Below are 20,447 nucleotides of genomic sequence, written 5' to 3'. Positions count from 1 at the left end.
CTTAACGCGGCTGAAAACGGCAGCGGGCAACAGCGTCGAGCCAGCCTTTGTAGTTTTCCTGCATAGCGTGCGCGCGCGCGTCACGGGGCAGGATAACGCTGCCCCCCTGCAGCGCCTGCATATCACTGCCCTGCTGCCACCATCCCAGCACTTTGCCGGCCAGCAACGCTGCGCCCAGGGCGGAGACTTCGGCGGTGGGCACCCGGTAGAGCGGGCGCTGTAACACATCGGCCTGTAGCTGCATCAGCCAGCTGTTTTCCGTGGCGCTGCCATCCACACACAGCGCCGGAAGCTGCTGACCGCTCGCCTGCTCCATCGCAAAAAAGACATCGGCGATTTGCCAGACGATCGACTCCAGCGCCACCCGCGCCAGCACCGCGGGGGTGGCGGCATCCGTCAATCCACACACCATGCCGCGCGCCTGTAAATCCCACCAGGGCGCGCCCAGTCCTGAGAGCGCCGGGACGAAGTAGATGCCCTGATTGTCATCGCAGCCCTGCGCCAGCGCGGTCAGTTCTCGTGGGTCCTGCACGCCGAGCAGCTTACCCAGCCAGGCCGCGCCTGAGCCGGTGTGGGTAATATTGCCTTCAAAGGCATAACGCAGCGTACCGTCGTGCCAGGCCACGGTAGTGCTGAGGCCATTTTCGGTCAGTAACGGCGTCGCCATGGACATCATCAGGGAGGAGCCGGTGCCGTAGGTGGCTTTTACGACTTCAGCGTCTCCGCGTCGCTGCGCCTGCAGGGCGGCATGCGAATCGCCGATGCGCGCCAGAATGGGGGTGCCCGGCGCTAAGCCGGGAATGGTGTTCACCGCCACCACACCCTGCTCACTGGCGGAGGCGATGATGCGCGGCAGCGCGGCTCGCGGCAACTGAAACAGCGTCAGCAGCTCGTCGTCCCAGTCGTTCAGGTGCAGGCTGTAGAGCTGCGTACGGGCGGCATTAGCATGATCGGTCACAAAGCATTCGCCCGCGCTGAGCTGCCAGCTGAGCCAGCAATCAACCGTGCCGATGCAGAGCTCGCCGGCTGCGGCCCGTGCCGCGCCATCGGGGATGGCAGCCAGCATCCCGGTCAGCTTCGCCGCCGGAAACATCGGATCGACGGCCAGCCCGGTCAGGCCGCTGATCCGGGGGGCTTTGCCTGCCTGGTGCAGATCGCGACAGAACGACTCAGAACGGCGATCCTGCCAGCTTACCAGCGGCGTCAGTGGCTGCCCGTCGCGCCGCTGCCAGATCAGCACCGATTCCCGCTGATTACTGATCGCGACGGCGGCGACAGGCGCACCCCCGCATGCCGCCAGACACCGGGTGATCGCCTCTCTCACCGCCTGCCAGATTGCCATCGGGTCCTGCTCAGCCAGCCCCGGCTGGGGATGGTGCAGGGTTAAACTCTGGCTGCCACGCGCCACCACCCGCCCGGCACGATCAACCGCTATCGCCTTGGCATTGGTCGTGCCTTCATCGATTGCCAGAATCAGAGGTCCCGCCATGTTCACACTCCTGCGCAGATGCGCGCTGCACTCTTCACCACGCTGCTGGCGTCAATGCCATGACGGGCACGCGTGGCGGCCCGATCGCCGGCAATCGCATACTCCCCATCAGCAATACCGAGCCGGACCAGCGGAATACTGCAGCCGCCTTCTGCCAGCACTTCCGCGACCAGGCTGCCGACACCGCCATTGACGTTATGCTCCTCCACGGTCACGACCGCCGGATAGTGATTTAACAGGTTGCGCAGCTGTTGGGTATCACAGGGTCGAATCGATGGAACCGCGATCACGCCCGCTGAAATACCCTGCTCAGCCAGTTGCGCAGCGGCGTGAACCACCTCATGAACTGTGGATCCCATCGCCACCAGGGCGATGTCGCGGCCTTCGCGCAACAGGTCGATCGCACCCGGTCTGAAGCGGTAGGTGTCATCATGCAGCTGCGGCAGATCTTTGCCATCAAGGCGGATATAGACCGGGCCGACGTGCTCCAGGGCGTAATCAATAATCTGACGACACTCCAGCGGACAGGACGGTGCATAGATCTCGATGTTGCCAAAGCCGCGCATCACGGCGATATCGTCAATGCTGTGATGGGTGCTGGCTAACGGGCCATAACTGGCACCGGCATTCAGCCCGAACAGTTTGACGTTGGTGTTGTTGTAGCAGACGTCGACTTTTACCTGCTCATTGGCGCGTGAAACCAGAAATGGCGCGGCGTTGCAGGTCACGGCGATTTTGCCGCCCAGCGCCAGGCCTGCTGCCGTTCCCACCAGCGTCTGCTCCGCGATGCCGACGTTAATCAGCCGGTCGGGAAACGCCTTGATAAAAGGCGCGATTTTGGCGGTGGAGGTGGAGTCCGCGACCACCGGTACCAGATCGACGCCGCGATTCACCGCGTCGATAAAGGCCGTAACCATGACGTTTGCCAGGTGTTGTGCATTACTCATCTTTCAGTTCCTCCAGTGCCAGCGCGATCTCTTCGCCTTTCGGCACCCGGTGATGCCACTCCGCCTTGCTCTGAATAAAGGAGACGCCAAAACCTTTCTCGGTATGCGCCACAACCACCTGCGGCTTGCCGTTCTGCGGCAGGTTTTCAAGGGTGCTGACGACCGCCGCCATCGCATTGCCGTTACATTCACTGACCTCCAGCCCGAAAGCGCGCCATTTTTCCGGCAGCGGGTCCGTGTTCATGATGTCCCGGGTGGCGCCCGCCAGTTGCAGTTTGTTCTTGTCATTGATGATGATCAGATTGTCGAGCCCATAGTGCGCCGCCACCAGAGCGGCCTCCCAGTTGCTCCCTTCCGCCAGTTCGCCGTCACCGGTCACGACAAAGATGCGGCGGGAGCTGCGATCTTTTTTCGCCGCGAGGGCGATGCCTACCGCCACCGGCAGGCCGTGCCCCAGCGCACCGGTGTTCAGCTCCACGCCCGGTGTCTTCTGGCGCACCGGGTGGCCCGGCAGAGGAGAGTCAGCGTGCTGATAGGTGGTAAGCCACTCGGTCGGGAAATAGCCCGCTTCCGCCAGTACGCAGTAGTAGCCCCCTACCGCATGCCCTTTGGACTGAATGTAGATGTCGCGATCGTTATCCTCTGTGCGATCCGGTGCGCAGTTCAGAATACGGAAGTAGAGCGCGGTCAGGATCTCGACCTGCGACAGGTCAGCACCGGTGTGCCCGCCTGCCGGACTGCCCGCGTTAAGCTGGATAATGCGGCGGCGTATCGCCCGCGCCCGGCGTTCAAGCTCATCGACTGAAAGATTGAAAGGGTTCATGTTCTGCCTCTGAATTTTAAATCGACCGTGAATATATATTCACGATGGGTAAAAAAATTAACCGTTAACGTATCCGGTCCGGAATCGGCCGCCTGTCATCCTGTATAAATGCGTCGTTAAACAGCGTGTCAGATCGGTTCATCACCTGACGGCTATCTCCATCCCCCCATGATCCCTACAGCCTGACAACCGGCACGATAGGGACAAAAGGGCCTGCTCACGAATTTCAATGAATATATATTCAATGACGATTTTATATGCATAATGACTATGCGCCTCTGCTGAGGCATCGTCCAACAGGCGATCGTCAAAAAGCGAAAACGATCACAAATTCGCCTGCGTTGTGATTTTGATAATCCTGGTTAACAATACCGGGCAGACTCTGAGAGGGAAAACTGATGGCCAAACAGGATGAACAGCGACTGATGGTGAAGATCGCCACCCTGTACTATATCGAGGGGCTGAAGCAGTCGGAGATCGCGCAGTCGCTGTCCCTGTCGCAGTCCTTTGTCTCACGCATCCTTAATCGCAGCGTAAAAGAGGGCGTGGTCAAAATCAGCGTTGTGCCGCCGGCCAATGTCTATCCTGAGCTGGAAAAAGCGATTGAGCAGACCTACCACCTGCCCCAGGCGATTGTGGTTGATGTGCCGGACCAGGCTTCTCCGCTGCAGATCAAACAGGCGATTGGATCGGCGGCAGCGCACTATCTCGAAACCCGCCTGCGCAACGATGAACTGATTGGCATCTCCTCCTGGAGCGGCACCATCCGGGCGATGGTCGATGCGCTGCATCCGCTCAACATCGCCTGCAAAGGGGTTATTCAGCTGCTGGGCGGGGTTGGCGCTAACGGCAATGTGCAGGCCACCATTCTGACGCAGAATCTGGCGGCGCTGCTGAACTGCCCCGCCTGGCTGCTGCCGTCACAGTCAATCGAACATTCGGTCAGCGATCGCCAGCGGCTGTCAGCCAACGCGGAGGTGGCGGAGGTACTGGATCAGTTTGAGCAGGTCGATCTGGCGATTGTCGGTATTGGCGACCTTGAGCCGTCAGCCCTGTTGCGCAATTCGGGCAACTACTACGATGGTGAAATGCTGCAGACCCTGGCGGCACGCGGTGCCGTGGGGGATATCTGCCTGCACTACTTCGATGCCTGCGGGCAGCCGGTGCTGCAGCCGGAAGAAGATCCGGTGATCGGCATGGAGCTGGCGCAGGTTAAGCAGTGCCCGCAGGTAGTGGGACTGGCAGGCGGACGCGAGAAAGCGCCGGCGATTCGTGCGGCGCTGCTGGGCGGCTACATTAAAGTGCTGATCGTCGATTATCCGACGGCGCGGCTGCTGCTCGCGCCGTAAGGAGTGCGCCCGCTGCCATGCCGGGGCGCTTTCCGGTCAGATCGTGCGGTAGGCGGTGGTAACCTTCCACAGATAGCGCGGAGCCTGCGCCGCCGGATGTTTGTTCTGAACATGCTGGTAAAACTCATCCGGCGACATCGCATTGATCATCGCAATGGCACGATCGCGGTCGCGGGAGAAGGTTCGCAGCAGCGCACCGGCACCATTGGCATAGGAGACGATGGTGGCATAACGCAGCGTCAGCGGATCGCGAATCCCTGACAGAGCGGAATCCTGCAGGATGCGGATATAGGCGGTGCCGATATCGATATTTTTAGCCGGATCTCGCAGTTCGGCATTCGATGGCTGACCGCGGCGACCCTGCGTCCGGTAGACTTCACGCCCGGCGGTCGAGGCTTTGATCTGCATCAGGCCCACCGCATTCGAACGGCTCACCACGCCAGGATTTCCCCCCGACTCGACACTGATAATGGCGCTGATAAGCTTCTCATCAACGCCATAATGACTGGCGGCATCTTCGGTAAACATTGACCATGCGCTGTTAACGCTGGAAGGCGGTGCCTGAGTGAGAGGCGTATTACGCTGTTTCACTGCGTGGTGCGGTGGCTCGCTGGCACAGCCGGTCAGGAGTAACGCTGAGAGTATAAGGTGTCGGATTTTCAGCAATTTTTCGTCTCATAGCGGTAGTGGCGAATGCTATCATACCCAGACAGCCTGAGAGCAAAATTACCGTTTATCCTAAATGCACGAAAAAGCGGCCCGTGTCGTGACTTCAGGGGTGTATTTCGTCATCATCGCCTCAGGTCAAGGGCGCTAACAGCAGGAAAGTATGATGATTTCACGTTCAGTTCGTCTTATCTCCCCCTCCGGTTACTGTCACAATCAGCCTGCGGCGCTGTGCGGCATTGCGCGACTGCGCGAGGCGGGCCATCGGGTAGAGAATGAGCAGATCATTACCCGGCGTTTTCAGCGCTTCGCCGGGACAGACGCCGAACGGCTGGCGGATATTAACCAGCTTGCCACACTCAGCACGCTGCCCGATGTGGTGCTGGCGGTGCGTGGCGGTTATGGTGCCAGCCGGTTACTGGAATCGATCGACTATGTCGGCCTGCAGCGTCGCCTGCTGAATCAGCCGCTGGCGCTGTGCGGGCACAGTGATTTCACTGCCATTCAGCTGGCGCTGCTGGCGCAGGTCGGCTTAATCACCTTCAGCGGGCCGATGCTGGCCGGCAACTTCGGTGCCGCGACCTTATCTGAATTTACCCTGCATCACTTCTGGCAGGCTCTGACATCACCTACAGTAGACGTGGCATGGCAGAGCGAAACGCCTGATGAGGGTGAGTGGCAGGGGACGCTGTGGGGCGGTAATCTGGCGATGCTCTGCTCGCTGACTGGCACGCCGTGGATGCCACAGATTGAAAACGGCATTCTGGTTATTGAGGATGTGAATGAACATCCGTTCCGCATAGAACGTATGCTGATTCAGCTGCAGCAGAGCGGCATTCTGGCGCGCCAGCGGGCGCTGGTCACCGGCAGCTTTACCAGCACCGCACTGACAGAGTATGACAACGGGTTTGACTTCAGCACCGTCTGGCAGCGGGTGCGTGAAACCACCGGCCTGCCGGTGATCAGCGGTCTGGATTTTGGTCACGCGGCTGACACCGTGACCCTGCCACTGGGGGCCAGCGCACGATTAGCGGTCCGTCAGGGCCAGGCCAGTTTACAGGCAAGCGGGCATCCCGTTCTGCGGGAATAAAGAACGTTTCAGGAGATCGACATTGAAGCCGTTGTATGACGATTTGTGGATCTCAACCCCGGAATTTCCGGTGGAAGATGCCGTTAATGACCTGATGATGCATGGCTTTATGCTGCGTCACCCTCGCGGCAATCTGCTGATTGGCCGCGTAGAAAATCCGCTCGATCATGAAGTGCTGGCCGATAGCGGTGGCGTGATCCGCCACTATCTGACCCACTGGCACGAGTCTGCGCCGGGGGCGGCGGTGATCCAGCAGCGCTTCAGCAGCGCACTTTACTGCCATAGCCGGTCGCTGGGCCCCATCAGCCGCTTCGCGGAGCCTGATGACACCTTTTCGCAGCAGGAAACGCACTTCGGGGATTTTCATCTGCTGCCGACGCCGGGGCACACGCCGGGCAGCAGCAGTTACCTCTATACGTCGCCGCTGGGGCTGACCTATCTGTTTGTCGGGGATACGGTGACGCGGTCGCACGACAACTGGATCACCGTGCTGGTGCCGGACAGTAATCCCGCAGAGCTGAGTCAGACGCTGGAATTGTACCGTTCGCTGCGTCCCGACGTGGTGCTGATGAGCACCACGCGCGGACATCTCTCGTGGAAAAAGGTCACCCTGCAGAGCTGGCTGGCGGCGATCGATGAAGCTGAGCAGCACCCGCTCGATCTGCGTCAGCAGCCGCTGTTCTGATTACAGCGTTTTCGTCAGATAGTGGCGCTGGTGGTGGCGTGGATAGTTATCCAGGCTGAAACGCAGCGTATAGCCAAGCTTTTCATAAAACGGTCGCGCCTGAAAACTGGCGGTATCCACCTGGGCAAAGCGGCAGCCGCGATCACGCGCCTCCTGCTCGGCGGCCTGAATCAGCGCGCTGCCCGCCCCCTGCCCGCGCAGCGCCTCACTGACCCACAGCATATCAATCCGCAGCCAGTTTCCGGCCGTTGACCCGGTCAGACCCGCCAGCTTTTTGCCCTGCTCATCACGGATGAAGACGCCAATCGAGCGGATCTCATCCACATTAATAAACTTACGGTTGAAGGCGGTCAGACCCAGTCTGACCTCATCCAGATCCTGTGCGGTAACCGTGTCGGTAATTTCAGGTTTCATCGTGGCTTCCGGTGTCAGGTATCAGGTGTCAGAGCGCACTCTGTCGTCGTAGCGCTCCAGCGTCAGCGCATCCACATCGCGTTTTTCACTGCGGCTGCAGGGCAGCAGTTTATCGCTACCGCGATAAACAAAGAAGGTCGCCTGGGTGCGCTGATTCACAATCAGCTGATCGCCATTGCGAAAGCGGGTAATCGCCACTTTGTCGCCCGCCTCCAGATGGGTACGCTGCTGGCCTGCGGCAATCTGGAAGTGTCCGGGAGGCCACATCAGGGTGGATAATCCATATTCGGCGCGTGAAATGGTCATGGTCGCCCGACCGGGACAGGTGAGCTGAAATTCAGTTTCGCTCCATGCGGGCGCGACGTGGCAGGCCATCAGGCCCAGAGCAATCAATGCTGCCTTCATGCTGTGTCTCCACTGAAGAGGATTTCTACAGGAATGAATAGCTTAACATATCCCTGCCCCCTGATGAGGCACGGGCGCGTCGGGAACAAGACCACGAAAAGATAGAATCGGGGTGAGAAAAAGCGGAAAGTTGAGAAAAGATAAAGTAATCCGGTCAGCCTGTCGGCGACGCATACTGACCGGATAACGGTTATTCGGCGGCAACCTCTGCGGCCACCAGCATCAGCGCCAGCCCGGCATTCTCGCTGTCATACGCCTGCATCGCTGCGCGAATACGCTCGGAGCAGGCAACGACCTGTTGCTTCTTATCGGCATCTAACTGGTCAATCGCGTGGCGAATAATCATTAGACTGGCTTCTTCTTCTTTCATCATTTATCCCTGGATTTGCCTAAGTGGTGCGCAAAGGAGCCAAGAATACCGTTTATTGATAAGCAAAGTCACCCTTTTACATTCCTGTTGCTTAACGATTAAACAAATCGCAAACAGGAAGCGCAGCGGAAACTGCTATGATTAACAAAATGATGGCCTGGCAGAAGAGACGCCACGCCACGACACGCCCAGGGATTGAAGCAGGTAGAAAATCATGATGCGACTCAGCATTTTTATCCTCATCACCATACTGACTGGATGTTCATCTGGCCCGAAAGGGGTCGACTGTCCGGGTGAGGTTTCGACAATTTATGGTCAGCCGATGGGGCAAACGCAGGGACGGATTTTTGATCTGGTCAGCGCCTTCACCGTGACCCGGGATGACGTCAGCGTGGAGAGTGGGCCGCTGCAGTCGCTGGATCGCTTTAAATATGTCCCCTCCGCCGTGACGCGGGAAGGCTACTATGCGCAGCGCCTCTCTGATAAGCAGTTCCGGCTGATCAATCCCTACCAGGATACCCAGATCACCTGGACCTGTCCGTAAGGGGTGAATCCTGCTTCCAGATGGTTTATTGTCAGGAAACGTCAAGCAGCAGGTTTCCCCGATGGAAAAGCGTCTGGATAACAACGGTTATATCGACTTCCCCTTTCCGGCCACCCGCAACGCGGATGGCTCTGTCAATCCGTGCGGTATTGATTTAACGCTGGAAACCAGCCGGCTGGAGGAGATTGCGGTCCTGAACCGCTCAGAAAACCTGCGCCGTCTGGTCGAAGAGGTCAATCTGCAGGAGGGGCTGTTTATGACGCTTGCCTGCGACTGGCAGCAGCAGGCCGATGCGGTCTGCGGCTTTATTGATGTGGCCTTTCGTCCCGATCTGCCGCAGCACGGTCACGACGAGGCACTGGCGCTGGAAGCGCATTTCATCCGCTACCTGGCCGGGCAGGAGAAGCAGCATAACCTGCCTGCGGAAACGCTGGTAAATTATGCCCGCTCGGTGCTCGACTGGAGCTGGTCGCCTCTGCGCCAGCGTCAGCGCGACTATGAAAAGATCACCGTTCAGTTCTATTGTCCGCAGGCTGACGACGCCGAATGGTGTTTCGATCACCTGCGTCATTTTCTGGTGAGCGTTTATCCGGCCTGCGTCACGGCCCGCTCACGCTGATCCCCCTGGCATCCGGAGTCGCTATGCGTTCTGCTGCACTGTCTGCTGTTACCCTCTTCTGTTCGCTCTTTTTCGCCACGTCTGCCCTGGCCGATCGCTGCCAGCAAATTCGCGCCGGTCTTGATATCGGTTCCGGCACCACCAAAATCGCGGTGGCCCGCGTCAATGTCTGCCAGTCGCGCATTGAAAAAGTGCTCTATCAGGATCAGCGCGCCGTCGCCTGGAACGATGCGCTGGCACATGCTCCCGACAATCAGCTCACGCCGGCGATCGCCCGCCAGGGTGCCGCGGCGCTGCAGCAGCTTCTGGCCCATGCTCAGCGCTTTCATCCTCAGCGCATCAGCGGCGTGGCGACCGCCGTGTTTCGCAACGCCCGCAATGGCCAGGCGGTCATTGACGATCTGCAGCGGCAGACCGGGGCTCAAATCAGCCTGATCTCACAGCAGCAGGAGGCGAAGCTCGGCTTCCTCTCCGCCAGAGCCGCGCTGAACGATCCCGCGATCCGTGATGAGCAGTTGCTGGTCTGGGATATTGGCGGCGGATCGATGCAGATGACCGCCTGGCGACAGCAGGCCGGTCAGCCGGTGGCCGATATCTATCAGGGAAAGCTGGCTTCCGTGACGCTGAAAAACTTTATCCTGCGCGTGCTGAAGAACAGCCCGGATGCCCCGTCACCCAACCCGATTGGCTCCTGGCGGCAGTCTGTGCTGCGCTTCGTGCAGTTTTATGCCACTAACGAGGTCAGCCCGCAGATCAAACAGGATGTAGCGGGTCGCCGGGTCATCGGTATTGGTGGTGTGCACGGGTTCTCCATCCGCAATCAGTTACCGGGCAGACCCCATCACTACACCCTGGCAGCATTGCGCCAGCTCTCTCAGCAGCAGGTCTGGAAGGGTGACAGTGAACTGTCTGGCGACTATCGCGCCACGGACGTCAGCAATCTGTTGCTGGTTGAAGGCTATATGGAGGCGCTGAAAATCAACGAGGTGACGATCGTGGAGGCCAGTCTGCTCCAGGGCGTGCTGTTGCAATAGCCCTGTCTCTGCCCTGCTTCGCCTCCGGCTGAGCCGCTGACACCGCGCCATTAACAGCCGGACATAATTTTTTAGCCTCTGATTTGCCTCTGACGGAGCAGGATTCACTATCTTTGCTACGCTTTGAGTGTCTCACTTAAAACCAAGGAGCAACAGATGTCAGGAAAAATCGAAGATAAAGTAAAAGAAGCCGCTGGCGCAGTTCAGGAACAATGGGGCGCAGCAACCGGCTCTTCTGAGCATCAGGCTAAAGGCGCCGCGCGCCGTTATGCCAACCAGGCAAGCTACGCTGCACGCGATGCTGCTGACTGCATCAAGGATCAGGTTCAGTCTAATCCTGTTGCCGGTCTGGCTGTTGCGGCAGGCGTCGGTGTTGTCCTCGGCTTTCTGCTGGGCCGCAAGTAATCCTGCAGAACGTCAGCAGAACGGAAGCCGGTGGCTTCCGTTTTTTTTCGCTCACAGCGACGTGCCGCTGAGAAACATCTGAAAAATAACCCTTTTCAGGCCAGATCGCGGTCAGTCACTATGATTAAGTGAGCTTCCCTTTTTCTGACAACATCAAGGTGACCTTATGAAAACGATTCCTGCCCTGCTGCTCGTTGCAGCGACGCTGACCTCTCTGGCGGGCTGCTCACACCAGAGCAGCGCGATTAAAGAAGATGGACGCCCTCATGCCCCAAGCGGTCAGTCCTCACCAGGCGGTACGCTCGGCTCCGGCCCGGTGGGTCAGCCTCAGTCCTGATTCCCGGCCCCGGCTCTGACGCCGGGGTCTGTTTTTAGTGCGCGGCATTAACCGATAGCGCGCATAAAATAATGTCACTCATTGTTATCCTGCTATTAGTTATTACTGCAATTAACATCACATGCAAAATAAAATAATTTTTTAAGATTCATCCCGGTCCTTTTCAATAAACCCCTACTCTCTTTACGCAATCCTGTAAATACACCCTGAATAAACAACACAGAAATTGTGGAAACAATTTAAACAGATCCTCTACAGCGTTTAAAAAAACATTTCCGTAATGAACTTTCTCGCTGAAACTATTCTCTAATCACGCATAATGATTTTTTGTTTAATATAATTGATACGTGAAAGAGAATTGAGACGTGAAGAAAAAAAAGATTTATCTGATAGACCGCCTTTTAACGCTTTATTCTCGATTTTCCGGCAGAAGACAACCGCAGGCCCTGCAGCAGCTGAACCCGGAGACCGTGGTCATCTATTCCACCACCGCGCTGGGCGATTTCCTGATGAATACGCCCGCTATCTGGAGCCTGAAAAAACGCTTTCCTGCCAGTAAATTTATTCTGGTCTCCAGCCTGAAAAATAAGGATCTCGTCAGCCGCTATCCCTGGTTCGATAAGATTTATATCTGGGATAACAAACTGGCAAATTTTCTGCCGTTATTTTTCAAACTGCGTCGCCATAAACCAGAACTGTCCGTCATATTACACGCGCATTTCCCCTATGATATTATGAGCTCGGTACTGACCGGCAGTCAGGCTATTTTACGCGACCATTACGGCAGCGAATCGCCGGTACTGAATAAATATCTCGACCACTATTCGGGTTATTTCGACGACCACACCATCAAGCGTAAGCTGAAATTAATTGAAGCACTGGGCGCAGAGACGCAGCAGACCCGGATGCATCTGCCAGAGCTGAATAGCAGTGCTACTGCAAACGCGTCGCATCGCCGCATCGGGTTTCAGCTGGGAGCATCGAAAGATATCCGCCGCTGGCCGCTGGAGTCGTTCAGTCAGCTGGCCACCGCCCTGCTTGCGCGCTGGCCTGACAGTGAAATCGTTGTGACCGGTACAGCGGCTGAGCAACCGCTTGAGCAGGCGTTTATCGCCAGCCTGCCGCCGCACTGCCGGAAAAATGTGACGCCCATGGCGGGCAAAACAAATCTCAGTGGCCTGATTACCCTGATCCGCTCGCTGGATCTGCTGGTCACCGGCGACACCGGCCCGCTGCACATCGCCGTGGCGGCGCAGACCCCGACCGTCAGCCTCTTCTCCACCGCTAACCCGCGCTATACCGGCCCCTGTCAGGACAGCGATCGCCACATTATCATTCACCGTCCGGATAAGACGGCGACGCAGCATCCCATGGCGTCGATTAAGGCGGAAGAGGTTGAGCAGGCCGTGGCGCAACTGGTGGGATAATGAACCGCTTATCTACCGCCATTATTACGCTGATTGAATATCATAATCAGCCGACCCCTCTGGGCTGGTTCCGCAGAGTGGACCGGCCGGGTTTTTACCTGCAACAGCTTCCGCTGAATGAGGTGGAATTTGCGCTGCTGATGAGCGACTTTTTTCTCACGTTTAACGTCAGTGCCGACCATTATGATGAGGCCCGCTATTTTCCGGCAGCGCAACGGCGACGCTTTGCTTTCACTCCCGGATTCAAAGCCGGCGCTGAACCGGCTTACCGCCCTGTCACCGTCGCGATGCTGTCTGAGGCGGCCAGCCGGGGATGCTGGCCTGAAGAGGATGACTGAATCAGGGTATGGACAACGGCGTCATAGACTTCACAGCTGTTCAGCGCGTTAACATTCCGTGACGCGGGCTGCAGCACCTGATAATTCACCTGCCAGGGATGCCAGCACGCCGGGTCGCTGTCGCCGAACAGCGCCACCACCGGCAATCCCAGCGCCGCACCGATGTGCATCGCCCCGCCATCACTGCTCACGAGCCCCTGACATAACGACATCGCCGCGATCAGTTGCGGCAGGCTGGTTGTTGAGACCGCTCTGATCGGCAGGTGCGGACAGAGCGCCATGATGTCTGCGGCTTTTTCATCATCACCCGGATGACGCGGATTATCGCGACTGCCGGGTGACCACAGCAGCATGATCTGGCAGGGATGGTGAGCGGCAATCTTCTCAGCCAGTCCGGCAAAACGTGTCGCTTCCCACTGCTGGCTCGGCTTACGGGCGCTGATTTGCAGCGCATACACCGGGAGGCCGCTATCAATTGCGTAAGTGTCGCGCAGGCTGGCGGCAAGGGCGGCGTCAGGCCGCAGCGTCAGTCTGCCCGGTCTGTTTTCACGGAGATTGAAGGGGCGTCCCAGGCTGAACAGCGTTTCGCTGATATGGCACGGCGACTGTTCGGGCGGTGGCAGCAGGTCGGTAATCAGGGGATGCGACTGATCTCCCAGGGCGATGACTCTTGCCGGACGCAGGCTCTTTACCCATTTCAGGCCATGCTGATCCCAGCGGCTTTTCGCCAGTATCACCACCTCATAGCGTTGCTTTTTCAGGGTCAGCATCAGCTTCAGCCGCTGCAACAGGCAGGTCACTCTTCCCTGCCCTGACTCCCGGTGATGCAGTTTGGTGTAAAAGAAGAGCTGCCGGATATCGGGGTTGTGCGCCAGCACAGGGGCGGCGTAGTTGTTCGTCAGTACATCGACCTGATACTGTCCCGACTGCGCCAGCGCACTGATGAGCGGCGTGGTCAGTAACGTGTCGCCAATATTATCCCTGCAAATAATTAAAACCCGCATGTCTGACATCCTCTGCGCACAGTCTGTGCTGGCTGGCTAAAAATAAGACGTCCCCGTTAACGCTCGTGGAATGCTAACGTAACGGTACAGTCAGCTGATTAGTCAGCGAAGTGTCAGATTGGTTCAACAGTTGCCATATTGTTAAAACATGAGGCCGGGCAGAGCGGATGAATACGCTTAACGGGTTTGGGCAGTTAGCCGGCTTCCGGCAGGGAGAGCGTCAGGATCATTCGGCCCGGCACAGAGTATGCCGGGCACGCAGTTTTCAGGACGGGATTAATGGAGCCTGTCGTTTAACAGCTCAAGGGCGACCCGATAAATCAGCCCAGGCTGGGCATCGGGTAACATCCGCTTGATTTTCTCCTCCAGGGCGCGGTTCGTGACGGCCTGATTATCCGCCAGTAATTCCAGCACAGCCTGACCGAACATCAGGCGACAGATATAAATCGCGTCTTTGGTATATTTAGCGTCCATAAATCCTCCTTATGAATGAGTGTTTACAGTAACGGGATTCAGACGCTGAAGAATGGCCGATGCAGGGGCGCTGCCTTTTTTTGCGGTGGCATCAGACAATCCGATTTGCAGAAATATTAAAACGCGATGATGTCACTGAAGGGTCAGGTGAGACGGAGAAAAAGAAAAGCGTGGAACGCGGGCACAAAAAAGCCGGCACAGAACATGACCCTGTGCCGGCCGCATCAGACATTACATATTTTCGATGATAGCGTCACCAAACTCTGAACATTTCAGCAGTTTAGCGCCATCCATCAGGCGTTCGAAATCGTAAGTCACGGTCTTGTTAGCGATAGCGCCTTCAACACCTTTAACAATCAGGTCAGCCGCTTCGAACCACTCCAGGTGGCGCAGCATCATCTCTGCCGACAGGATTACGGAACCTGGGTTCACTTTATCCTGGCCTGCATACTTCGGCGCAGTGCCGTGCGTGGCTTCAAACAGCGCACACTCGTCACCGATGTTGGCGCCTGGTGCGATACCGATACCCCCCACCTGAGCCGCCAGGGCGTCAGAGATGTAGTCACCGTTCAGGTTCATACAGGCGATAACGTCATATTCAGCCGGACGCAGCAGGATCTGCTGCAGGAACGCATCCGCGATCACATCTTTAACGATGATCTCTTTGCCGGTGTTCGGGTTTTTGAACTTCATCCACGGGCCGCCGTCGATCAGCTCGCCGCCGAACTCTTCTTTCACTAACTGGTATCCCCAGTCTTTGAAAGAGCCTTCGGTGAACTTCATGATATTGCCTTTGTGAACCAGGGTCAGTGAATCACGATCGTTGGTGATGGTGTATTCCACTGCCGCACGCACCAGACGCTTGGTTCCCTCTTCGGAGCATGGCTTAACGCCGATACCGCACTGCTCAGGGAAGCGGATTTTCTTCACGCCCATCTCTTCGCGCAGGAACTTGATCACTTTGTCCGCTTCGGCAGAGCCCGCTTTCCACTCGATACCCGCATAGATATCTTCGGAGTTTTCACGGAAGATCACCATGTCGGTCTCTTCAGGACGTTTAACCGGGCTTGGCGTGCCTTTGTAGTAACGAACCGGACGCAGGCAGACGTAGAGGTCAAGCTCCTGACGCAGGGCCACGTTCAGTGAACGAATACCGCCGCCGACCGGAGTGGTCAGTGGACCTTTGATCGCAACGCGATATTCTTTGATTAAATCGAGGGTTTCCTGAGGCAGCCAGACGTCCTGGCCGTAGAGTTCGACTGACTTCTCACCGGTGTAAATCTCCATCCAGGAGATTTTACGCTCGCCGTTGTAGGCTTTCTTCACCGCCGCGTCGACCACTTTCAGCATGACCGGGGAAACATCAACACCGATACCGTCACCCTCGATGTAAGGAATGATCGGATTGTTTGGTACTGTCAGCTTGCCCTGATTCAGGGTGATTTTTTGACCTTCCGCCGGAACAACTACTTTGCTTTCCATTAACCTCTCCTGGGCGTTTGTTAATGATTTGTAAGATGCGCGTCAATACTACTTGAATATTTCCGCCACGCCAATCACCGCAATTTCACGTTATAATGCGCCGAATGTTTCTGACTGCAAAGCCCATGCGAAAAACTTCTCAACGAATTCACCAGGATAAACGATTCAGCCGTCCGGCGCGTGATGCGCGACGTACGCCTGCCCGCCCTGCGGCCCCGCGCCGCGTGATTCTCTTTAACAAACCCTTCGACGTTCTGCCGCAGTTTACGGATGAAGCGGGCCGCCGCACCCTGAAGGATTTTGTTACTGTTGCCGGGGTCTATGCCGCAGGCCGCCTCGATCGTGACAGTGAAGGCCTGATGGTGCTGACCAACGACGGCGCCCTGCAGGCCGCGCTGACTCAGCCCGGCAAACGCACCGGCAAAATCTATTATGTGCAGGTCGAAGGCGCGCCACAGGAGGCGGATCTGCAGCCGTTGCGGGATGGGGTTAATCTGAAAGATGGTCCGACCCTGCCCGCTGGCGTGGAAAAAGTCGATGAACCCGAATGGCTCTGGCCACGCCAGCCGCCGATCCGCGTGCGTAAAAACATTCCGACGCAGTGGCTGAAGGTCACGCTGTATGAGGGGCGTAATCGTCAGGTTCGCCGCATGACCGCCCACATCGGCTTTCCTACCCTGCGCCTGATTCGCTATGCCATGGGTCACTACAGCCTCGACGATCTGGCCCCCGGAGCGTGGCGCGAGATCGGCACAGACCCTGTCTGACAACCGAACTTTCATAACCTCAGGTTAACAATTGCGGAGAAGGGATGTTTAAACCTCATGTTACGGTCGCCTGTCTGGTTCAGGCAGAAGGTGAACTGCTGGTGGTGGAAGAGACCATCAACGGACACGCCACCTGGAACCAGCCAGCCGGCCATCTGGAAGCGGATGAAACGCTGCATGAAGCCGCGGCGCGTGAACTCTATGAAGAGACCGGCATCGTGGCGCAGATGGACTATTTCATTGCGATTAACCAGTGGATAGCCCCCGACACCACGCCTTTTGTGCGTTTTCTGTTTGGGGTCGATCTGCCGGAAAAAGTGGTGACGGAGCCGCAGGACAGCGACATCGACTGCTGCTGGTGGCTGCCGCCAGCGCAGATTCTCACGGCTTCTAACCTGCGTTCGCCGCTGGTGGCGGAAAGCGTCCGCCTGTGGCAACAGGGCACGCGCTACCCGCTTCATCTGATCAGCCCGTTCCGGTGGCCGTTTCACGAGGGTGCGCGTCTGCCTTCTGCATGATAGAATGCGCCGCCTGTTTTTTTATCGTAATGCGAGCGTGTCATGTCTGACAACAGCCAGAAAAAAGTGATCGTCGGTATGTCCGGCGGCGTCGATTCTTCCGTTTCCGCCTGGTTACTGCAGCAGCAGGGTTACCAGGTTGAAGGCCTGTTCATGAAGAACTGGGAGGAGGACGATGGCGAGGAGTATTGTACCGCCGCGGACGATCTGGCGGATGCGCAAGCGGTGTGCGACAAGCTGGGTATGAAGCTGCACAAGGTTAACTTTGCCGCGGAATACTGGGATAACGTCTTCGAGCATTTCCTCGAAGAGTATAAAGCGGGCCGCACCCCTAACCCCGATATTCTCTGTAACAAAGAGATCAAATTCAAAGCGTTCCTGGAGTTCGCGGCTGAGGATCTCGGCGCTGACTTCATCGCTACCGGTCACTATGTGCGCCGTCAGGATGTTGCTGGCCAGAGCCAGCTGCTGCGCGGCCTGGATGGCAACAAAGATCAGAGCTACTTCCTCTACACCCTGAGCCACCAGCAGATTGCGCAGAGCCTGTTCCCGGTCGGCGAGCTGGAAAAGCCGGAAGTGCGCCGCATCGCTGAAGAGCTGGACCTGATCACCGCGAAGAAGAAAGATTCGACCGGCATCTGCTTTATCGGCGAGCGTAAATTCCGCGACTTCCTGGCACGCTATCTGCCGGCCCAGCCAGGCGAGATTGAAACCACTGACGGTCAGATCGTCGGTGAGCACCAGGGGCTGATGTACCACACCCTGGGACAGCGTAAAGGCCTGGGTATCGGTGGCCTGAAAGAGAGCAAAGATGATCCCTGGTATGTGGTCGACAAAGATGTGGCGCGGAACCGCCTGATTGTCGCTCAGGGCGGCGATCATCCGCGTCTGATGTCTGTGGGACTGATTGCGCAGCAGCTGCACTGGGTCGATCGTCAGCCGATCACCGCCCCGCTTCGCTGCACCGTAAAAACCCGTTATCGTCAGACCGATATCCCCTGTGAGATTATTCCTCACGGTGACGATCGGATTGAAGTGCGCTTCGATGAGCCGGTTGCTGCGGTGACGCCCGGCCAGTCTGCGGTCTTTTATCTTGGCGATGTCTGCCTCGGTGGCGGTATTATCGAACAGCGTCTGCCTTTCGTGACAGAGTAAGCGGGCGCAGCCCCTATTGATGACGCGTAAACAGGAGTAACCGTGGCGAAAAATTATCAGGAAATTACGCTGGCGCTGGCGGGCATCTGTCAGTCCGCGCATCTGGTGCAGCAGCTGGCTCAGCAGGGTCACTGCCAGCCAGAGGCGCTGACCGTTTCGCTGCGCAGCGTGCTGGATCTCAATCCTGACTCCACGCTGGCCGTGTTTGGCAACAATGAAGCCAACCTGCGTCTCGGACTGGAAACCCTGATGGCGGTGCTGAACAGCAGCAGTCGCCAGGGCGCCGGTGCCGAACTGACCCGTTACACCCTGAGCATGATGGTGCTGGAACGTAAACTCAGCGCCAGCAAGTCTGCCATGGCGACCCTGGCGCAGCGCATCAGTCAGCTGGATCGCCAGCTGGCGCATTATGAGCTGGAATCCGATACCATTCTCAGCGCCATGGCGGGCATCTATGTCGATGTCATCAGCCCGCTTGGCCCGCGGATTCAGGTGACCGGTTCACCTGCCGTGCTGCAGAACAGCCAGGTTCAGAGTAAAGTGCGCGCCACCCTGCTGGCCGGTATCCGCGCGGCGGTACTCTGGCAGCAGGTCGGTGGTGGCCGACTGCAACTGATGTTCTCGCGTCAGCGTTTGCTGCGTGAAGCGAAAACCCTCTTATCCCGGCTGCCACTGACCTACTAAGTCGGTGTGGCCAAACACTGCTAAATGATTCAGGAGTTGCACTGATGGAATTATCCTCTCTGACCGCCGTCTCACCTGTCGATGGTCGTTACGGCGACAAAGTCAGCCCGCTGCGTGCGATTTTCAGCGAATTTGGTCTGCTGAAATTCCGCGTTGAGGTTGAAGTTCGCTGGTTACAAAAACTGGCCGCGACCGCAGAGATCAAGGAAGTTCCTGCATTTGACGCTGACGCAAACGCTTTCCTTGATGCGATTGTCGCCGGTTTTTCCGAAGAAGATGCCGCGCGCATCAAAACCATCGAACGCACCACCAACCACGATGTGAAAGCGGTCGAGTACTTCCTGAAAGAAAAAGTCGCCGACACGCCTGCATTGCACGCCGTCTCTGAATTTATCCACTTCGCCTGCACCTCGGAAGATATCAACAACCTGTCGCACGCGCTGATGCTGGAAACAGCCCGCCGTGACGTGCTGCTGCCTTACTGGGCGCAGCTGATTGGCGCGGTGAAGGGTCTGGCCAGCGAATACCGTGATATTCCGCTGCTCTCCCGCACCCACGGACAGCCGGCAACGCCGTCAACCATGGGTAAAGAGATGGCAAACGTGGCGTACCGCCTTGAGCGTCAGTTACGTCAGCTGAAGCAGATCGAAGTGCTGGGCAAAATCAACGGCGCAGTGGGCAACTACAACGCCCACATTGCTGCCTACCCGGAAGTGGACTGGCACGCGCTGAGCGAGAATTTTGTCACCTCGCTGGGGATCACCTGGAACCCCTACACCACGCAGATCGAGCCGCACGACTACATCGCCGAGATGTTCGACTGCATCGCCCGCTTTAACACCATCCTGATCGACTTTGATCGCGATATCTGGGGCTACGTGGCGCTGAACCATTTTAAACAGAAAACCATTGCGGGCGAGATTGGCTCGTCAACGATGCCGCATAAGGTCAACCCGATCGACTTCGAAAACTCCGAAGGCAACCTGGGTCTGGCGAATGCAGTCATGCAGCATCTGGCCAGCAAACTGCCGGTGTCGCGCTGGCAGCGTGACCTGACCGACTCTACCGTGCTGCGTAACCTTGGCGTCGGCGTCGGTTATGCGCTGATCGCCTATCAGGCGACGCTGAAAGGCATCTCAAAACTGGAAGTGAACCGCGAGCGTCTGCTGGACGAACTGGATCACAACTGGGAAGTGCTGGCGGAGCCGATCCAGACGGTGATGCGCCGTTACGGCATCGAGAAGCCTTATGAGAAGCTGAAAGAGCTGACGCGCGGCAAACGTGTGGATGCCGCCGGTATGCAGGCCTTTATCGACAGTCTGGCGCTGCCGGAAGAGGAAAAAGTGCGTCTGAAGCAGATGACGCCAGCAAACTATATCGGTCGCGCTGTCCGGATGGTTGACGATCTGAAATAATGCCCG

25 protein-coding genes are annotated in these 20,447 nt (G+C 57.5%); 15 read left to right on the top strand and 10 right to left on the bottom strand.

Annotation, left to right across the window (positions count from 1 at the left end):
• Position 1: 1 nt before the first annotated feature.
• From AC6I7A_RS07335 to AC6I7A_RS07325, 3 genes are read right to left on the bottom strand one after another with little or no spacing between them, the layout of a single operon-like run.
• The gene (locus AC6I7A_RS07335; protein ID WP_046101628.1) at positions 2-1,489 is read right to left on the bottom strand and encodes an FGGY family carbohydrate kinase; all 1,488 of its coding nucleotides are present in this window, start codon (positions 1,487-1,489) and stop codon (positions 2-4) included.
• A gap of 2 nt (positions 1,490-1,491) precedes the next feature.
• Entirely contained in the window at positions 1,492-2,436 is a 945-nt protein-coding gene (locus AC6I7A_RS07330) for a transketolase family protein (RefSeq protein ID WP_009090787.1), read from the bottom strand.
• Positions 2,429-3,259, bottom strand: coding sequence for a transketolase (locus tag AC6I7A_RS07325; RefSeq protein ID WP_009090788.1), 831 nt, complete (start codon positions 3,257-3,259; stop codon positions 2,429-2,431). The genes AC6I7A_RS07330 and AC6I7A_RS07325 overlap by 8 nt, the downstream gene beginning before the upstream one ends.
• A gap of 398 nt (positions 3,260-3,657) precedes the next feature.
• On the opposite strand from AC6I7A_RS07325, the gene AC6I7A_RS07320 reads away from it, so the two are divergent.
• The gene (locus tag AC6I7A_RS07320; RefSeq protein ID WP_046101627.1) at positions 3,658-4,608 is read left to right on the top strand and encodes a sugar-binding transcriptional regulator; all 951 of its coding nucleotides are present in this window, start codon (positions 3,658-3,660) and stop codon (positions 4,606-4,608) included.
• A gap of 36 nt (positions 4,609-4,644) precedes the next feature.
• Here AC6I7A_RS07320 and emtA read toward each other — a convergent pair whose 3' ends face one another.
• Entirely contained in the window at positions 4,645-5,274 is a 630-nt protein-coding gene (emtA, locus tag AC6I7A_RS07315; protein WP_072215488.1) for a membrane-bound lytic murein transglycosylase EmtA, read from the bottom strand.
• 166 nt (positions 5,275-5,440) lie between these two features.
• Here emtA and ldcA point away from each other — a divergent pair, with 166 nt between their 5' ends.
• On the top strand, positions 5,441-6,364 hold the full coding sequence (gene ldcA / locus AC6I7A_RS07310) for a muramoyltetrapeptide carboxypeptidase (RefSeq protein WP_009090791.1): 924 nt from the start codon (positions 5,441-5,443) through the stop codon (positions 6,362-6,364).
• Positions 6,365-6,386: 22 nt separating this feature from the next.
• The gene (locus AC6I7A_RS07305) at positions 6,387-7,049 is read left to right on the top strand and encodes an MBL fold metallo-hydrolase (RefSeq protein WP_058957480.1); all 663 of its coding nucleotides are present in this window, start codon (positions 6,387-6,389) and stop codon (positions 7,047-7,049) included.
• Here AC6I7A_RS07305 and AC6I7A_RS07300 read toward each other — a convergent pair whose 3' ends face one another.
• The 3 genes from AC6I7A_RS07300 to AC6I7A_RS07290 all read right to left on the bottom strand — a co-directional run bounded on the left by AC6I7A_RS07300 (position 7,050) and on the right by AC6I7A_RS07290 (position 8,238).
• A complete protein-coding gene (locus tag AC6I7A_RS07300) occupies positions 7,050-7,463 on the bottom strand; it encodes a GNAT family N-acetyltransferase (RefSeq protein ID WP_058957481.1) in 414 nt (137 codons plus the stop codon). It abuts the gene before it with no gap.
• A 21-nt stretch (positions 7,464-7,484) separates the two neighbouring features.
• Positions 7,485-7,868: a hypothetical protein gene (locus tag AC6I7A_RS07295; RefSeq protein WP_058957482.1), complete on the bottom strand. Its 384-nt coding sequence runs from the start codon at positions 7,866-7,868 to the stop codon at positions 7,485-7,487.
• Between the two features lie 190 nt (positions 7,869-8,058).
• The gene (locus AC6I7A_RS07290) at positions 8,059-8,238 is read right to left on the bottom strand and encodes a hypothetical protein (RefSeq protein ID WP_009090798.1); all 180 of its coding nucleotides are present in this window, start codon (positions 8,236-8,238) and stop codon (positions 8,059-8,061) included.
• 214 nt (positions 8,239-8,452) lie between these two features.
• Between AC6I7A_RS07290 and AC6I7A_RS07285 the strand changes: the two genes are divergently transcribed.
• The 7 genes from AC6I7A_RS07285 (at position 8,453) to AC6I7A_RS07255 (ending at position 12,942) form a co-directional block, all read left to right on the top strand.
• Positions 8,453-8,782 carry a hypothetical protein gene (locus AC6I7A_RS07285; protein WP_009090800.1) on the top strand — a complete coding sequence of 110 codons (330 nt, stop codon included), beginning with the start codon at positions 8,453-8,455 and terminating at the stop codon, positions 8,780-8,782.
• A 61-nt stretch (positions 8,783-8,843) separates the two neighbouring features.
• On the top strand, positions 8,844-9,401 hold the full coding sequence (locus AC6I7A_RS07280) for a hypothetical protein (RefSeq protein ID WP_046101621.1): 558 nt from the start codon (positions 8,844-8,846) through the stop codon (positions 9,399-9,401).
• A gap of 23 nt (positions 9,402-9,424) precedes the next feature.
• On the top strand, positions 9,425-10,435 hold the full coding sequence (locus AC6I7A_RS07275) for a Ppx/GppA phosphatase family protein (RefSeq protein ID WP_009090803.1): 1,011 nt from the start codon (positions 9,425-9,427) through the stop codon (positions 10,433-10,435).
• Between the two features lie 156 nt (positions 10,436-10,591).
• The gene (locus AC6I7A_RS07270) at positions 10,592-10,840 is read left to right on the top strand and encodes an ElaB/YgaM/YqjD family protein (RefSeq protein WP_009090805.1); all 249 of its coding nucleotides are present in this window, start codon (positions 10,592-10,594) and stop codon (positions 10,838-10,840) included.
• Between the two features lie 166 nt (positions 10,841-11,006).
• A complete protein-coding gene (locus AC6I7A_RS07265; RefSeq protein ID WP_009090806.1) occupies positions 11,007-11,177 on the top strand; it encodes a YgdI/YgdR family lipoprotein in 171 nt (56 codons plus the stop codon).
• A gap of 365 nt (positions 11,178-11,542) precedes the next feature.
• Complete coding sequence (locus AC6I7A_RS07260; RefSeq protein ID WP_009090808.1) at positions 11,543-12,604, top strand: glycosyltransferase family 9 protein; 1,062 nt, start codon at positions 11,543-11,545, stop codon at positions 12,602-12,604.
• Positions 12,604-12,942, top strand: a complete 339-nt coding sequence (locus AC6I7A_RS07255) for a DUF1493 family protein (RefSeq protein ID WP_058957483.1) — start codon at positions 12,604-12,606, stop codon at positions 12,940-12,942. Before AC6I7A_RS07260 ends, AC6I7A_RS07255 begins: the two co-directional genes overlap by 1 nt.
• On the opposite strand, the gene AC6I7A_RS07250 is transcribed toward AC6I7A_RS07255, so the two are convergent.
• The 3 genes from AC6I7A_RS07250 to icd form a co-directional block, all read right to left on the bottom strand.
• Positions 12,870-13,946, bottom strand: coding sequence for a glycosyltransferase family 9 protein (locus tag AC6I7A_RS07250; protein ID WP_058957484.1), 1,077 nt, complete (start codon positions 13,944-13,946; stop codon positions 12,870-12,872). The genes AC6I7A_RS07255 and AC6I7A_RS07250 overlap by 73 nt on opposite strands.
• Before the next feature lie 276 nt (positions 13,947-14,222).
• The gene (locus AC6I7A_RS07245; protein WP_058957485.1) at positions 14,223-14,420 is read right to left on the bottom strand and encodes a hypothetical protein; all 198 of its coding nucleotides are present in this window, start codon (positions 14,418-14,420) and stop codon (positions 14,223-14,225) included.
• Positions 14,421-14,651: 231 nt separating this feature from the next.
• Positions 14,652-15,902: an NADP-dependent isocitrate dehydrogenase gene (icd, locus tag AC6I7A_RS07240; RefSeq protein WP_009090813.1), complete on the bottom strand. Its 1,251-nt coding sequence runs from the start codon at positions 15,900-15,902 to the stop codon at positions 14,652-14,654.
• Between the two features lie 104 nt (positions 15,903-16,006).
• On the opposite strand from icd, the gene rluE reads away from it, so the two are divergent.
• The 5 genes from rluE to purB are packed head-to-tail and all read left to right on the top strand — an operon-like array spanning position 16,007 to position 20,441.
• Positions 16,007-16,669, top strand: coding sequence for a 23S rRNA pseudouridine(2457) synthase RluE (gene rluE, locus AC6I7A_RS07235; protein WP_058957486.1), 663 nt, complete (start codon positions 16,007-16,009; stop codon positions 16,667-16,669).
• Positions 16,670-16,713: 44 nt separating this feature from the next.
• A complete protein-coding gene (locus AC6I7A_RS07230; RefSeq protein WP_058957487.1) occupies positions 16,714-17,187 on the top strand; it encodes an NUDIX domain-containing protein in 474 nt (157 codons plus the stop codon).
• A 42-nt stretch (positions 17,188-17,229) separates the two neighbouring features.
• Positions 17,230-18,342: a tRNA 2-thiouridine(34) synthase MnmA gene (mnmA, locus tag AC6I7A_RS07225; protein WP_111207917.1), complete on the top strand. Its 1,113-nt coding sequence runs from the start codon at positions 17,230-17,232 to the stop codon at positions 18,340-18,342.
• Positions 18,343-18,384: 42 nt separating this feature from the next.
• Entirely contained in the window at positions 18,385-19,026 is a 642-nt protein-coding gene (hflD, locus tag AC6I7A_RS07220) for a high frequency lysogenization protein HflD (RefSeq protein ID WP_009090821.1), read from the top strand.
• Positions 19,027-19,070: 44 nt separating this feature from the next.
• Positions 19,071-20,441 carry an adenylosuccinate lyase gene (gene purB / locus AC6I7A_RS07215; protein WP_009090824.1) on the top strand — a complete coding sequence of 457 codons (1,371 nt, stop codon included), beginning with the start codon at positions 19,071-19,073 and terminating at the stop codon, positions 20,439-20,441.
• Positions 20,442-20,447 lie beyond the last annotated feature (6 nt).

It is taken from the genome of Type-F symbiont of Plautia stali, assembly GCF_059731105.1.
Note: the sequence above shows the minus strand (reverse complement) of the source record. Positions and strands in the feature narration are given on the sequence as shown.

Excerpts from the sequence above, each read along its gene's own strand:
- AC6I7A_RS07335 (WP_046101628.1), bottom strand. The coding sequence starts at position 1,489 with ATGGCGGGACCTCTGATTCTGGCAATCGATGAAGGCACGACCAATGCC.
- AC6I7A_RS07330 (WP_009090787.1), bottom strand. The coding sequence starts at position 2,436 with ATGAGTAATGCACAACACCTGGCAAACGTCATGGTTACGGCCTTTATC.
- AC6I7A_RS07325 (WP_009090788.1), bottom strand. The coding sequence starts at position 3,259 with ATGAACCCTTTCAATCTTTCAGTCGATGAGCTTGAACGCCGGGCGCGG.
- AC6I7A_RS07320 (WP_046101627.1), top strand. The coding sequence starts at position 3,658 with ATGGCCAAACAGGATGAACAGCGACTGATGGTGAAGATCGCCACCCTG.
- ldcA (WP_009090791.1), top strand. The coding sequence starts at position 5,441 with ATGATTTCACGTTCAGTTCGTCTTATCTCCCCCTCCGGTTACTGTCAC.
- AC6I7A_RS07300 (WP_058957481.1), bottom strand. The coding sequence starts at position 7,463 with ATGAAACCTGAAATTACCGACACGGTTACCGCACAGGATCTGGATGAG.
- AC6I7A_RS07295 (WP_058957482.1), bottom strand. The coding sequence starts at position 7,868 with ATGAAGGCAGCATTGATTGCTCTGGGCCTGATGGCCTGCCACGTCGCG.
- AC6I7A_RS07290 (WP_009090798.1), bottom strand. The coding sequence starts at position 8,238 with ATGAAAGAAGAAGAAGCCAGTCTAATGATTATTCGCCACGCGATTGAC.
- AC6I7A_RS07285 (WP_009090800.1), top strand. The coding sequence starts at position 8,453 with ATGATGCGACTCAGCATTTTTATCCTCATCACCATACTGACTGGATGT.
- AC6I7A_RS07280 (WP_046101621.1), top strand. The coding sequence starts at position 8,844 with ATGGAAAAGCGTCTGGATAACAACGGTTATATCGACTTCCCCTTTCCG.
- AC6I7A_RS07275 (WP_009090803.1), top strand. The coding sequence starts at position 9,425 with ATGCGTTCTGCTGCACTGTCTGCTGTTACCCTCTTCTGTTCGCTCTTT.
- AC6I7A_RS07270 (WP_009090805.1), top strand. The coding sequence starts at position 10,592 with ATGTCAGGAAAAATCGAAGATAAAGTAAAAGAAGCCGCTGGCGCAGTT.
- AC6I7A_RS07265 (WP_009090806.1), top strand. The coding sequence starts at position 11,007 with ATGAAAACGATTCCTGCCCTGCTGCTCGTTGCAGCGACGCTGACCTCT.
- AC6I7A_RS07255 (WP_058957483.1), top strand. The coding sequence starts at position 12,604 with ATGAACCGCTTATCTACCGCCATTATTACGCTGATTGAATATCATAAT.
- AC6I7A_RS07250 (WP_058957484.1), bottom strand. The coding sequence starts at position 13,946 with ATGCGGGTTTTAATTATTTGCAGGGATAATATTGGCGACACGTTACTG.
- AC6I7A_RS07245 (WP_058957485.1), bottom strand. The coding sequence starts at position 14,420 with ATGGACGCTAAATATACCAAAGACGCGATTTATATCTGTCGCCTGATG.
- icd (WP_009090813.1), bottom strand. The coding sequence starts at position 15,902 with ATGGAAAGCAAAGTAGTTGTTCCGGCGGAAGGTCAAAAAATCACCCTG.
- rluE (WP_058957486.1), top strand. The coding sequence starts at position 16,007 with ATGTTTCTGACTGCAAAGCCCATGCGAAAAACTTCTCAACGAATTCAC.
- AC6I7A_RS07230 (WP_058957487.1), top strand. The coding sequence starts at position 16,714 with ATGTTTAAACCTCATGTTACGGTCGCCTGTCTGGTTCAGGCAGAAGGT.
- mnmA (WP_111207917.1), top strand. The coding sequence starts at position 17,230 with ATGTCTGACAACAGCCAGAAAAAAGTGATCGTCGGTATGTCCGGCGGC.
- purB (WP_009090824.1), top strand. The coding sequence starts at position 19,071 with ATGGAATTATCCTCTCTGACCGCCGTCTCACCTGTCGATGGTCGTTAC.